Annotated in this window: 12 protein-coding genes; 6 read left to right on the top strand and 6 right to left on the bottom strand. The window is 73.6% G+C overall.

What is annotated here, in order from left to right:
- Window positions 1–16 precede the first annotated feature (16 nt).
- Window positions 17–613 (bottom strand): TetR/AcrR family transcriptional regulator, encoded by a 597-nt coding sequence (locus MTR79_RS28690; RefSeq protein ID WP_086704707.1) that lies wholly within the window; start codon window positions 611–613, stop codon window positions 17–19.
- Window positions 614–737: 124 nt separating this feature from the next.
- On the opposite strand from MTR79_RS28690, the gene MTR79_RS28685 reads away from it, so the two are divergent.
- A complete protein-coding gene (locus MTR79_RS28685; RefSeq protein WP_244792272.1) occupies window positions 738–1,310 on the top strand; it encodes a hypothetical protein in 573 nt (190 codons plus the stop codon).
- A 69-nt stretch (window positions 1,311–1,379) separates the two neighbouring features.
- On the opposite strand, the gene MTR79_RS28680 is transcribed toward MTR79_RS28685, so the two are convergent.
- Window positions 1,380–2,834 (bottom strand): hypothetical protein, encoded by a 1,455-nt coding sequence (locus tag MTR79_RS28680; protein WP_086704705.1) that lies wholly within the window; start codon window positions 2,832–2,834, stop codon window positions 1,380–1,382.
- A 284-nt stretch (window positions 2,835–3,118) separates the two neighbouring features.
- On the opposite strand from MTR79_RS28680, the gene MTR79_RS28675 reads away from it, so the two are divergent.
- Complete coding sequence (locus MTR79_RS28675; protein WP_114876034.1) at window positions 3,119–3,508, top strand: hypothetical protein; 390 nt, start codon at window positions 3,119–3,121, stop codon at window positions 3,506–3,508.
- 467 nt (window positions 3,509–3,975) lie between these two features.
- A complete protein-coding gene (locus MTR79_RS28670) occupies window positions 3,976–4,845 on the top strand; it encodes a fused MFS/spermidine synthase (RefSeq protein WP_086705368.1) in 870 nt (289 codons plus the stop codon).
- A gap of 231 nt (window positions 4,846–5,076) precedes the next feature.
- Here the strand turns inward: MTR79_RS28670 and MTR79_RS28665 are convergent, their stop codons facing one another.
- Window positions 5,077–5,640, bottom strand: a complete 564-nt coding sequence (locus MTR79_RS28665; protein ID WP_244792271.1) for a hypothetical protein — start codon at window positions 5,638–5,640, stop codon at window positions 5,077–5,079.
- A 145-nt stretch (window positions 5,641–5,785) separates the two neighbouring features.
- On the opposite strand from MTR79_RS28665, the gene MTR79_RS28660 reads away from it, so the two are divergent.
- The 3 genes from MTR79_RS28660 to MTR79_RS28650 all read left to right on the top strand — a co-directional run bounded on the left by MTR79_RS28660 (window position 5,786) and on the right by MTR79_RS28650 (window position 9,076).
- Window positions 5,786–6,520, top strand: coding sequence for a response regulator transcription factor (locus MTR79_RS28660; RefSeq protein ID WP_189366538.1), 735 nt, complete (start codon window positions 5,786–5,788; stop codon window positions 6,518–6,520).
- Window positions 6,517–7,926, top strand: a complete 1,410-nt coding sequence (locus MTR79_RS28655; RefSeq protein ID WP_244792270.1) for a HAMP domain-containing sensor histidine kinase — start codon at window positions 6,517–6,519, stop codon at window positions 7,924–7,926. Before MTR79_RS28660 ends, MTR79_RS28655 begins: the two co-directional genes overlap by 4 nt.
- Window positions 7,927–8,038: 112 nt before the next feature.
- On the top strand, window positions 8,039–9,076 hold the full coding sequence (locus MTR79_RS28650) for a chitinase (RefSeq protein WP_244792269.1): 1,038 nt from the start codon (window positions 8,039–8,041) through the stop codon (window positions 9,074–9,076).
- 318 nt (window positions 9,077–9,394) lie between these two features.
- On the opposite strand, the gene MTR79_RS28645 is transcribed toward MTR79_RS28650, so the two are convergent.
- The 3 genes from MTR79_RS28645 to MTR79_RS28635 form a co-directional block, all read right to left on the bottom strand.
- A complete protein-coding gene (locus MTR79_RS28645) occupies window positions 9,395–10,834 on the bottom strand; it encodes a GH1 family beta-glucosidase (RefSeq protein ID WP_244792268.1) in 1,440 nt (479 codons plus the stop codon).
- Window positions 10,835–10,947: 113 nt separating this feature from the next.
- A complete protein-coding gene (locus MTR79_RS28640; RefSeq protein ID WP_086705068.1) occupies window positions 10,948–11,841 on the bottom strand; it encodes a carbohydrate ABC transporter permease in 894 nt (297 codons plus the stop codon).
- 23 nt (window positions 11,842–11,864) lie between these two features.
- Window positions 11,865–12,875, bottom strand: coding sequence for a sugar ABC transporter permease (locus MTR79_RS28635; RefSeq protein ID WP_114873831.1), 1,011 nt, complete (start codon window positions 12,873–12,875; stop codon window positions 11,865–11,867).
- Window positions 12,876–12,878: the final 3 nt, after the last annotated feature.

The raw sequence follows: 12,878 nt of genomic DNA, 5'->3' as shown, positions 1-12,878 counted from the left end.
CATCTCCTCGCGCGCGTCAGGCGCGTGACGCGGGGGCGCCCGTGGTGAGCAGCGACTCGACGCCGCTCAGGAAGGTCTCGCAGACCAGCTCGGGGTCGAAGAGGCAGCCCGCCGCCATCGCGCCGTCCCTGAGCATCACGAAGTGCCGTCCCGTCGCGTCGGCGGGTTCGAGCCCCGCGCGGCCGAGCAGCCCGGTGACGGTCTCCAGGAACCACTGCCGGTGCGCCAGCACGGCCCGGTGCACCGGGTGGTCCGGGTCGGGATACTCCGCCACCGCGTTGAGGAACGCGCAGCCGCGGAAGCCGGGGGAGCGGATGCCGTCGGCGATGGCCCGCGCGACCGCCCGTACGTCGTCCTCCGGCGAGGCGTCCGGCGACAGCGCGCCGGTGATCTGCGCCCGTATGCCCTGGTCCGCCTGGTCGAGGTAGGCGAGGACCAGCTCCTCCTTGCCGGTGAAGTGCCGGTACAGCGTGGCCCGGGTGACCTGGGCCTCCTCGATGACCCGGTCGACGCCCACGGAGTGGATCCCCTCGGCGTAGAAGATCTTCGTCGCTGTTCCGAGCAGCCTGGTCCGCGCCTCGGACGGCTTGCCGCTTCGTGTGCCCCGGCTCATGGGTGCGAGCGTACCAAAGGCGTGAGGGAGAACGTTCGGTCTTGACGGGCGGGCGGCGTTGGTCTTCAATCGAGGGAGACCGAACGTTCTCCATCACCTGCTTCGCCCATCGAGAGGCACTCCCGTGGACACCCTCGTCACCACCGCCCCGGCACCCGCACGCACCGCCGCTCCCGCGGCCCTGCGCCGGCTCTACTTCGTGCGCTTCGCCTTCGCCGCCGTCTGGGCCGCCCTGCTGTTCGCCACCGCCGACACCCTCGGTCCGCTCAGCGCGACGCTCCTCGTGATCTATCCGCTGTTCGACGTCGCCTGTGCCGTCGTCGACGTACGCTCCGCCGCCACGGACGGCGGTCCCGTACGGCACCTGTACCTGAACATCGCGCTCAGCGCCGCCACCGCCGTCGGCCTCGCCCTCGCCGCGACCTCCGGCATCCCGGCGGTGCTGCGGGTCTGGGGCGCCTGGGCGGTCACCGCCGGCCTGGTCCAGCTCGTGGTGGGCGTCGCCCGGCGCCGTATGGGCGGGCAGTGGGCGATGATCGCGAGCGGCGGCATCTCCACCTTCGCCGGTGTGTCCTTCGCCGCGCAGGCGGGCGGCGCCGACGCCTCCCTGAAGACCCTGGCGGGCTACGCCTTCCTCGGCGGCGTCTTCTTCCTCGTCTCCGCCCTCCGCCTGGGCCGCGCCGCCAAGGGCGCGTGACCCGCCCCGGACCCCGCGGGGCCCCGCCGGCGTTCCCCCTGCGCCGGCGGGGTCCCGCGACCTGCGACGTCACACCATGCGCGGCAGCGAGGCGTGGCGGTCCAGGAACTCCGAGACGCCGGGCGTACGGCGGTGCGGCAGCAGCACGCGCGAGGTGCCGGACAGCATCGAGCGGACGCGGGACGACTGGACCTCGCCCAGCAGGTCCAAGGCCCGCATCCCCGCCTGCGCGGCCTCGTCGGGATGTCCGCCGCGGGCCAGGTCGTCGGCCAGCTCCGCCGTGTACAGCGCGATGTTGCGGGTGAAGTGCGGGTCCTGGAGCTCCGCCGCCCGCCGGGCGTGCCGCGCCGCGCGCGTCCAGTCGCCCAGTGTGGACCAGCACTGCGCCTTCAGGCCCTCCAGCTCGGCCTCCCCGTAGAAGGTCATCCACTCGGGGTCCGCCTCCGCGGGCCCCCGGTCGAAGTACGCCTGGGCCCGGACCAGCGCCTGCTCGCACCCCGTCCGGTCGGCGAGCCCGGCCCAGCCGCCCGCCTCGCGCAGCGCCAGCAGCGACATCAGCCGGGGCGAGCCCAGCGGCCGCGCCGCACGCTGGGCAGCCTGCGCCGCCCGCACCGCCTCCCGCGGGCGGCCCGCGTCCCGGGCGAGGAACGCCGTGTTGCAGAACGCGTGCGCCTCCAGTGCCGCGTCGCCCGTCACCCGGGCGGTCGCCAGCGCCTCCGCGTAGTGCGAGCGCGCGTCGTCGAAGCGGCCCGAGTCGTGCGCCAGCCAGCCCACCGAGATGGCCAGCTCCCCGGCGCCCGCGTACAGCCGGTCCGCGGTGCGCTGCCGGGTCGTCCCGGCCTCCAGCAGTTCGTACGCGGTCCGCAGCGGGGCGGCCGCACGGCGGTACAGCCCGTCCGCCCCGTGGCGGTCGTCGAGCACCCGGATCCGGCGTACGGCCTCCTCCAGGGCGCACGCGTCCGACGTCCCCGCACGGCGCACCGGGCGCTGTGCCGCCGAAGCCTCCGGGGCGAGCCCGTACGGGCTCAGGACGGCGGCCACCGTGGCGCCACCGCCGGTCATGAATGCGCGACGCAGCACGTCGCTCTCCTCGTGGTCGTGCGGGTCGAACTCGTCGTACGGGTCGTACCTGTTGTGCGTCTCATACGGCTCGGACGCCCCGCTGGTCTCACTCGTGGCGTTCGCCGGGTTCTCGGGACGGGCCGCGGGCCGGTCCCCGGCGGCCCCGGCCCGGCGTCCGCGGACCGACGAGCGGGGCGCGAAGCCCAGGTCGGTCAGCGTGCGGCCGGGGAACATGTGCAGGAAGACCCGTTCGTAGGCGTAGTTGGGGCAGCGGATCTCGCCCGCCTCCACCCGGTGCACGTACCGCGCGTCACAGCTGACCCGCTCGCCGATCTCACGGGCGGCCCGCCGTACCGCCGCGGCGAACTCGGCCGGCGAGCGCGATCCGCGCAGGTGCCGGAAGACGAGATTCGGCCGCGACGGCCGAGCTGGCTGGGACGAGGGCACCGTTGACGACGCCATGGCCGGGTCCTCTCTGCGAACCGTCGAACCATGCCGGAGACGGGGCGGCTTGTCCGAGTGCCACCCTGTTTCCGGCGGGCATGAACGTACCTGCTGTGACGGGCTGGGTACGCTGAGTTTGGCCACATGCCGGACATGTCATCCGTGATCTGCCATGAAGTGCCATCCTTTGCGGCGTACTTCCGGCGTAGCCCTTGACGGAGCGGCTCGTTGAACTCTGTGGACCGGGAGCCCCCCGACTCCCGACCCCTCGTCCGAGCGTGATCCGTGTGGTGGAGGCCGGGATGATGACGACCAGCCGGAAGAACGACCCTCTCGAACCCGCCGGCCCGGACTGTGACGTGGTCACCGTCCCGGCCCGGCAGGGCCTGGAGGCGGTGGACATCCTGCGGCGCGGAGCCGGAGAGGCGGTGGGTCCGGTGCTGCACGACGGCGGGTGCGACACCCTCGGATTCCTGGTGCCGCCGGGCACCGCGGCCGCCTGGGACGTCCCCGGCAGCGTCTGTACGGAGACCGACGGCCGCGGCATCTGTCTGACGCCCGACCGCCCGGCGGAGGGCTCCGACTGGCTGGTGCCGCCCGGCGAGGCCGACCTGGCGACGGACCCCGCGGTGCTGCGCGAGGCCCTGGGGCAGGCGCAGCGGATGATCGAGGCGGCCGACAGCTGCAGTTGAGGGGCGGGCCGGGCAGCGGGCGACCCGGGCTCTAGGACTGGTGGAGGCATCGGTGGCGGTGGCGGTGCCGGTAGCGGCGGCGGTGCCGGTGCCGGTGGCGGCGGAAGGCGCGGTTCCTGAGGGCCCTGGGGCGGGCGGTGGGCGGCCGGGCTCCTGGCCTGGGGGCGGTGCGGGCGGTGGGCGACCGGGGTCCCGGCCCTGAGGGCGGTGCGGGTGGCGGGTGACCGGGGTCCCGGCCCTGAGGGCGGTGCGGGTGGCGGGTGACCGGGGTCCCGGCCCTGAGGGCGGTGCGGCGAACGGGCACCGGCCCTGGCGGAGGTGTGGGCGGCGGGCGGCCGGGCTCCCGGCCCTGGCGGAGGCGCGGGCGACGGGCCACCGGTGCCGGGCCCCGGCGGAGGCGCCGGCGGCGGGCGAACGGTGCCGGGCCCCGGCGGGGTGCGGACGCGCCGGCTGGGACAATTGGCCGCATGGCACGGGGCAGGAGCAGCGGACGGGGACAGGTGGCCGTCGAGGCCGTCACCGAGCAGGTCGACGGAGGGACCGCCCGGCTCGTCCCGGACCGCGACCGGTCACGCGCCTGGACGCTGCTGATCGACGACGCTCCCCAGTCGCACGTCGACCTGGACGACCCCTCCCGTCTGTCCTTCGAGTACCAGCGCCGCTTCGGGCACGTCGTCGACCTCGCCGCCCCGCCCGGCAAGCCCCTGCGGGCCGTGCACCTCGGTGGCGGCGCCCTCACCCTCGCCCGGTACGTCGCCGTCACCCGCCCCCGCTCCACCCAGCAGGTCGTCGAGCGTGACGGGGCGCTGGTCCAGCTGGTCCGGCGGGAGCTGCCCCTCGACCCCCGGGCGCGGATCCGGGTGCGCACGGCGGACGCCCGCGAAGGGCTCGCCAAGGTGCCCGACGGCTGGGCCGACCTCGTCGTCGCCGACGTCTTCAGCGGCGCCCGCACCCCGGCCCATCTGACCTCCACCGAGTTCCTCGACGAGGTCCGCAGGGCGCTCGCCCCCGGCGGGGTCTACACCGCCAACCTCGCCGACGGGCCGCCGCTCACGCATCTGCGCGGCCAGATCGCCACCGCCGCCGCCCGGTTCGCGGAACTCGCGCTGATCGCCGACCCGGCCGTGCTGCGCGGCAAGCGGTTCGGCAACGCGGTCCTGGTCGCCTCCGACGCGCCGCTGCCGCTCGCCGAGCTGACCCGCAGGGCCGCCTCCGACCCGCACTCCGGCCGGGTCCTGCACGGCCGGGACCTCACCGACTTCACCGGCGGCGCGGTCCCCGTGACCGACCTCGAGGCGGTCGCGTCCCCGGCGCCGCCCGCCGACGCGTTCCGCTGAACGCGCCCGAACCGGCTGGAGCGCACCGAACGCGGCCCCCGCGCGCGGAGCGCGCACTCACCCGCGCCGAACGCGGCTCCTACGCGGAGAGCGCGCACCCACCTGCGCTGAACGCGGCTCCTACGCGGAGAGCGCGCACCCACCCGCCCCGAACGCGGCCCCTACGCGCGGAGCGCTCACCCACCGCGCGGAGCGCTCACCCACCCGCGCCCAACGCGCCCCGCTGCGGCGTCAGTACGTGGCGACCTCCACCCGCGGCGGGCCGTCGTGCCAGGTGCAGAACACCGTCACCCGGTCCGCGCCCGAGGCGAACTCCACCCGGATCCACGTCTCCGTCTTCCACACCTGCATCGACCAGCCGGCCCCCGGCGTCGCCGACACCAGGGACGCGGACGCCTCCCCGATGTCGAACACCGCCCGGCCACCCCGGGTGTCGTAGCTCTTGACCTCGCCGGCAGCGGTCGTCTCCGGGGCCGACGGTGTCCTGGACGGGGAAGCGGTGCGCGAGGGCGTCGGGTCCGGCGGGGCGGACTCGCCGGCCGGAGTCCCCGACGGCTCGCGGGACTTCTCGGTCCGGCTGCTGTCCCCGTCCCCGTCCCCCGAGGGCCCGGGGGACGGGCGGCGCGTGGACGACGACACCGCCCGCGCCTTCTCCTCGCCCGCCGGGATCGGCAGGGCACGCGGCGGGTCGTAGGCCGTGCCCTCCATCACTGTGCTGACGCCCCACCACGACAGCGTGACCGCCGCGCCCGTGGCGAGCAGCCAGGCCAGTACGTGTAGGAGTCCTCTGCGCATCGTCGGCCCATAGTGCCCCACCCGCCCCACCCGTGTCGCGCCCCCCGACGGCCGGGACCGACCGTCCACAGGCCTTCGAGAAGCTCGTCCGGAGTTGTCCACAGGGCCCGGCCGCCCCCGCCCGGCATGGCGTACGGTGCGGCCCATGGCAAGTGTTCTCGTGGTCGAGGACGACCAGTTCGTACGCTCGGCGCTGATACGGCAGTTGACCGACGCCTCGCACACCGTGCGCAGCGTCGGGACCGCGCTGGAGGCGCTGCGCGAGGTCGCCCATTTCCGCTTCGACGTGGTCGTCCTGGACCTCGGGCTGCCGGATCTCGACGGCTCCGAGGCCCTGAAGATGCTCCGCGGCATCACCGACGTCCCGGTCATCGTCGCCACCGCCCGCGACGACGAGACGGAGATCGTGCGGCTGCTCAACGCCGGCGCGGACGACTATCTGACCAAGCCGTTCTCGGTGGAGCACCTCTCCGCCCGGATGGCCGCCGTGCTCCGCCGCGCCCGCGCCGGAGGCGGCGAGGCCGCGCCCTCCCCGGTGATCCGGGTCGGCGGCCTCACCGTCGACCCGCTGCGCCGCCAGGCCGAGCTGGACGGCGCGCGACTGGACCTGACCAGACGCGAGTTCGACCTGCTCGCGTTCCTCGCCGGGCGGCCCGGCGTGGTCGTGCCCCGCCGCGAGCTGCTCGCCGAGGTGTGGCAGCAGTCCTACGGCGACGACCAGACCATCGACGTCCATCTGTCCTGGCTGCGCCGGAAGCTGGGGGAGACCGCCGCCCGCCCCCGCTACCTGCACACCCTGCGGGGCGTCGGCGTGAAGCTGGAGCCCCCGGCCGACGCGGCCGGACCCCTGCACGCGCCCGGAGCGGAGCCGCCGCGATGAGATGGGCACTGGTGAAGGTGTCGCTGGCGGTGACCGCGATGGTCGTGGTGGCCTTCGCCGTCCCGCTCGGACTGGTCATCCGCGAGATGGCCCGCGACCGCGCCTTCGCCGGCGCCGAGCGGGAGGCGGCGGCCGTCGCCCCCGCGCTGTCCATCACCACCGACCGCGCCCAGCTGGAGCGGGTCGTCGCCTCGGCCGGCTCCGGCACCGCCATGGCCGTGCACCTCCCGGCCTCCGGCAGTGAACGGCCCCTGGACATAGGGCGGCGGCGGACCTCCGACGAGGACATCGCCGCCGTGCGGGAACTGGGCCGCGCCTCCACCTCCACCGTGCCCGGCGGCTCGGCGCTGCTCCAGCCGGTCGCGCTCAGCTCCGGCGAGATCGCCGTCGTCGAGGTGTTCGTCCCGGAGTCCGCGGTCACCAACGGCGTCGGCACGGCCTGGGCGGTCCTCGCGGCCGTCGGCGCCGCCCTGATCGTCGGCTCGGTCGCGGTCGCGGACCGGCTGGGCGTGCGCATGGTGCGCCCCGCCCAGCGGCTGGTCGAGGGAGCGCACGAACTGGGCGAGGGCAAGCTCGGCGCCCGCGTGCCCGAGGAAGGACCGACCGAACTGCGGCTGGCCGCCGTGGCGTTCAACTCCATGGCCGACCAGGTCGTCCAGCTCCTCGCCAACGAGCGGGAGCTGGCCGCCGACCTGTCCCACCGGCTGCGCACCCCGCTCACCGTGCTGCGGCTCAACGCCGCCTCCCTGGGCGACGGCCCTGCCGCCGAGCAGACCAGGGCGGCCGTGGAGCAGCTGGAGCGCGAGGTCGACACCATCATCCGCACCGCCCGCGACGCCAAGCCGCAGACGGCCGCCGCCGGACCCGGCGCGGGCTGCGACGCGGCCGAGGTGGTGCGCGAGCGGATGGCGTTCTGGTCGGCGCTCGCCGAGGACGAGGGCCGCAAGTGGCGGGTGGCCGGGGCGGACCGGCCGGTGCGCATCCCCGTGGCCCGCGCCGACCTGGCCGCGGCTCTCGACGCCCTGCTCGGCAACGTCTTCCGGCACACCTCCGAGGGCACCGCCTTCGCGGTCGACGTGCACAACGGCGAGGACGCGGTGATCGTCCTCGTGTCCGACGCGGGCCCCGGCATAACCGACCCCGAGGCGGCGATGGCGCGCGGCCGGGGCTCCGGCACGGACGGTTCCACCGGGCTCGGCCTGGACATCGTGCGCCGCCTCGCCGAGTCCACCGGCGGCGACGTGCGGATCGGCCGGTCGGTGCTCGGCGGGACCGAGGTGCGCATCTGGATCCAGCTCGACGGCCGCGACCGGTCGCCGCGGCGGCGCGGGCACCGGGGGAGCGTCCGCCGCCGCAGGACGGGCCGCGGCGCCCTGTCCTTTAACCGCTCCCGATCCCTTCCTTAAGCGGACCCTAAGGTTCCCTGCCGCCGTCCGGATCAGGCGGGTTGTCCGGTTCCGGCTCACTAGCGTGCTGCCGCACCCTCCCCCCACGAACGGCAACGAAGGCAGGCATGCGATGAGCACGCACCGGCGCAGGATCAGCGGCAGGAACAAGGCGATCGGCGCGGTGGCGGCCGCGGCCGTCGCCGCCGGCGGAGCGTTCCTGTTCACGAACACCGCACTGGCCACGGGCGGGACGGCCGACGGTTCCACGAAGGCGGCCGGCGCGGGCTTCGCCCCGTACGTCGACACCTCCCTCAGCCCGGCGTTCGACCTGCTGGCGAGCGCCGAGGCGACGGGCGTGAAGGAGTACTCCCTCGCGTTCGTCACCGACGGCGGCGGCTGCACCCCCAGGTGGGGCGGCACCGGCGGCCTGCGCGACAACCCGGTGGCCGCGCAGATCGGCGCGCTGCGTGAGACGGGCGGCGACGTCCGTGTCTCCTTCGGGGGCGCGGCCGGCTCCGAACTCGGCACCACCTGCGGCTCGGTGGAGGCGCTCACCGCCGCCTACACGGAGGTCGTCGACACCTACCGGCTCACCAAGGTCGACTTCGACGTCGAGGGCGGCGCGCTGCCGAACGCGGAGGCCAACACCCGCCGGGCGCAGGCGATCGCCGCCCTGCAGGAGTCCCACCCGGACCTCGACGTCTCCTTCACCCTCCCGGTGATGCCGGAAGGGCTCACCCAGGACGGTGTGAACCTCCTGGCCGACGCCAAGGAGAACGGCGTGCGCGTCGACGCCGTCAACATCATGGCGATGGACTACGGACCGGCGTACAGCGACGACATGGGCACCTACGCCGAACAGGCCGCCACCGCCACCCAGGCGCAGCTCAGGGACGTCCTCGGGCTCGGCGAGGCCGAGGCGTGGAAGACGGTCGCGGTGACCCCGATGATCGGTGTGAACGACGTCGTCACCGAGATCTTCACGGTCGAGGACGCCACCCAGCTCGTGGAGTTCGCCAAGGCCAAGGGGCTGGGCCGGCTGTCGATGTGGTCCGGCACCCGCGACCAGCAGTGCCCCGAGGGCGAGAAGCCGGCTGCCGACGCCACCTGCAGCTCGATACTCCAGGACACGTTCGCCTTCACGAAGGCGTTCGCGGCCTACAACTGAGCCACCGGGCCCTTGAGGCCACCGGGCCTCCTGAGGCCGCCGGGCCCCTGAGGCCACCCGGCCTCCTGAAGCCACCGGGCCTCCTGAGGCCACCGGGCCACCCGAAGCAGTCGAGCCACTTGAAGAAACGGGGAACGCGTGCCCCGGCCGGACCTCCCCCCACCCGGCCGGGGCACCCGTGCGTCCGGCGACAGGCCCGGAGCGGCCTGTGTGGCAGGGCCCGGACGCACACGGGCGGGGCGCGGCACCCTCCCGGGACCGCCGCGCCCCGCCCCCCCCGTGCCCCGCGCCCCGTTCCCTCCGGACCACGAGGACGGGTCAGATGCCCTCGGGGTCCGGAAGCTCACCGGCCTTGGCCGCACGCGCGTACCACAGCGCGCTCGACTTCGCCGTCCGCTTCTGGCTGACGTAGTCGACGTACACCGCGCCGAAGCGCTTCTCGTAGCCGTACGCCCACTCGAAGTTGTCCAGCAGCGACCACAGGAAGTAGCCGCGCACCTCGGCGCCGTCGTCGATGGCCCGGCGCACCGCGGAGAGGTGGCCGTGCAGGTAGGCCACGCGTTCCGGGTCGTGGACCTTGCCGTCGGCGTCCGGCTTGTCGTCGTAGGCGGCGCCGTTCTCCGTGATGTAGAGGGGCAGGCCGGGAGCCTCGCGGTGGTAGCGCATGATCAGCTCGTGCAGCCCGGTCGGGTCGACCGACCAGCCCATCTCGGTCTGCTCGCCCGGCGACTGGTGGAAGGCCACGTCGTCGGCGGCGGGCCACGGCGAGTGCTCGCTGGCCCCGTGACCGTCGGCGCGCGGGCCCTTGTCGTCGGGGTCGGCGGCCGACACCAGGGTCGGCGTGTAGTAGTTGAGACCGAGCGCGTCGATCGGCTGGTGGATCGTGTCCAGGTCGCCGTCCTGGATGCACGACCAGTCGGTCACCGAGGAGGTCGCCTCCAGCAGCGTCTCCGGGTAGGCGCCGTGCAGGATCGGGCCGTGGAAGATGCCGCCCGACAGGTCGTCGATCTTGCGGGCCGCCGCCAGGTCCGCCGGGGACCGCGGGTTCAGCGGGCGGACCACGGAGGTGTTGAGGCTGAGGGAGATCTGGTTGCGGGCCGGCATCACCGAGCGCAGCGCCTTGGTGCCGAGGCCGTGCGCGAGGTTGAGGTGGTGGGCGGCCTTCAGCGCGGCGGCCGGCTCGGTGCGGCCGGGGGCGTGCACGCCGGAGGCGTAGCCCAGGAAGGCGGCGCACCAGGGCTCGTTGAGCGTCATCCACGTCTCGACGCGGTCGCCGAGCGCCTCGCCCACGATCTGCGCGTATTCGGCGAAGCGGTAGGCGGTGTCGCGCTCCGGCCAGCCGCCCGCGTCCTCCAGCTCCTGCGGCAGATCCCAGTGGTAGAGGGTGACGGCCGGCTTGATGCCCTTCTCCAGCAGTTCGTCGACCAGCCGGCGGTAGAAGTCCAGACCGCGCTGCACGGCCGGGCCGCGGCCGGTGGGCTGCACCCGGGACCAGGACACGGAGAAGCGGTAGGCCTGGAGGTTGAGGTCGGCCATCAGCGCCACGTCGTCGCGGTAACGGTGGTAGTGGTCGACGGCGACGTCACCGGTGTCGCCGCCCGCCGTCCTGCCCGGCGTGTGACTGAAGGTGTCCCAGATGGAAGGGGTACGTCCGTCCTCCCGCACCGCCCCCTCGATCTGGTACGCGGAGGTCGCGGCGCCCCAGAGGAAGGCCGGAGGAAAGGTCACCGGGGTCGCCGGCGTGGCGGAGTCAGACATGGAAGCGCTCCCATAGAGGTCGCTAGGGGTCGTGGAAGACCGACGGATACATGAGAGGAAGGAAGGGGGCCGAGACGGCGGCGACCCGGCCCCACCGGATTCGGGTACGGGCGTCAGCCCTTGACCGCGCCCTGCATGATGCCGCCCACGATCTGCTTGCCGAAGATCGCGAAGACGAGCAGCAGGGGCAGCGTGCCGAGCAGCGCACCCGCCATGATCAGGGACTGGTCGGGGGTGTACCCGCGGCCGAGACCCGCGACGGCGACCTGAACGGTCGGATTGCCGGTCTGCGTCAGCACCAGGAACGGCCACAGGAAGTCGTTCCACGCCTGCACGAACATCAGCATGCCCAGCACGGCCATGGCCGGCCGCGCGGCGGGGAACACCACGTGCCACACCACGCGCCAGCTGCTCGCGCCGTCCACCCGCGCGGCCTCGATGACCTCGTCGGGCAGCGCCTGGAGCAGGTACTGACGCATGAAGAACACGCCGAAGGCGCTCACCAGCGACGGGAAGATGACCGCCTGGAGCTGGTCCGTCCAGTCCAGCTTCGCGACCATCATGTACAGCGGGATGATGCTGAGCTGCGGCGGGATCATCATCGTGCCGATGACCACCAGCATCAGGGCGTTGCGGCCCTTGAAGCGCAGCTTGGCGAAGGCGAACCCGGCGATCGTCGACAGCACCACGATGGTGACGGCGGAGGTGCCCGCCACGATGGTGGTGTTGAGGAACGCCTCGCCGAGGTTGGCGTCGTTCCAGGCGATCTCCAGGTTCTTGAACAGGTTGGAGCCGAACCAGAACGGCGGCGGGGTCTCCGCCAGGCGCTGGTTGTCGCGGGACGCGGCGATCGCGGTCCACACCAGCGGGAACAGCGACACGATCATGAACACGGCGAGGATCGCGTACGCGAGCGGCCCGCCGTGCAGGGTCCCGCCGGCCCGCGCCGACTTCGGCAGGCGCGAGCGCTTCTGCTCCTTGACGATCGGTGTCTCGGGGGGCGTCACAGTCGTCGTCACGGCCACACTCCTTAACTGCTGGCGCGCAGCCGGCGCGAGATGAGCTGGTTGATGAGGCCGATGACGATCAGGATCGCGAACATGGTCCAGGCGATCGCCGAGGCACGGCCCAGGTGCTGGTTGATCCAGCCCTGCTCGTACAGGTACAGGCCGAGCGTCTGGAACTGGTGCTCGGCGCCGCCCGAGGCGCCCTTGTTCGGGTCGAACAGCAGCGGCTCGCCGAAGACCTGGCTCGCGCCGATGGTCGAGACGACGACGGTGAACAGGATCGTGGGACGCAGCGAGGGCAGCGTCACGTGCAGGAACTGCCGCCAGCGGCTGGCGCCGTCCAGCGCCGCCGACTCGTACAGGTCCTGCGGGATCGCCTGCATCGCGGCCAGGTAGATCAGCGCGTTGTAGCCGGTCCAGCGCCAGATGATGATGGTCGAGACGGCTATCTGGCCGGGCCACTTGTCGTCCTGCCAGCCGATCGGGTCGATGCCCACCGCGCCGAGCGCCCAGTTGATCATGCCGTAGTCACGGCCGAAGAGCAGCACGAACACCAGGGTCGCGGCGGCGATCGAGGTGGCGTACGGCGCGAGCATCGCGACCCGCCAGAACGTGGACGCCCTCAGCTTGTAGTTGAGGATGTGGGCGATGCCCATGGCGATCATCAGCTGCGGAACGGTGGAGATGATGCCGATGGTCAGCGTGTTCTGCGCCGCGTTCCAGAAGAAGTCGTCGTCGAAGATCCGTGTGTAGTTCTTCAGACCGACCCAGTTCATGTCGGTCGGCGCGGTCAGCTCGACCTGGTGCAGCGAGGCCCAGCCGGTGTAGATCAGCGGGAACAGGCCGAAGGCCGCGAACAGCAGGAAGAACGGGGCGACGAACGCGTAAGGGCTCCAGCGGGCGTCGCGCTGCCAGCGGCGCGACAGCTTGGCCCTGCGCCGGCCTTCCTTGTCCGGGGAGTGGCTCCCGGGCGTACGGCCCGGGGCCGCGCCCCCCTTGACGGGGGACGCGGCGATGTCGGAGCGGGTGGCCATGCG

This window comes from Streptomyces sp. BJ20 (assembly GCF_022869105.1).
In the GTDB taxonomy this organism is placed as follows: domain Bacteria; phylum Actinomycetota; class Actinomycetes; order Streptomycetales; family Streptomycetaceae; genus Streptomyces; species Streptomyces griseoincarnatus.
The sequence above is the reverse complement of the archived record's forward strand: the minus strand, read 5'-3'. Positions and strand labels throughout refer to the sequence as shown.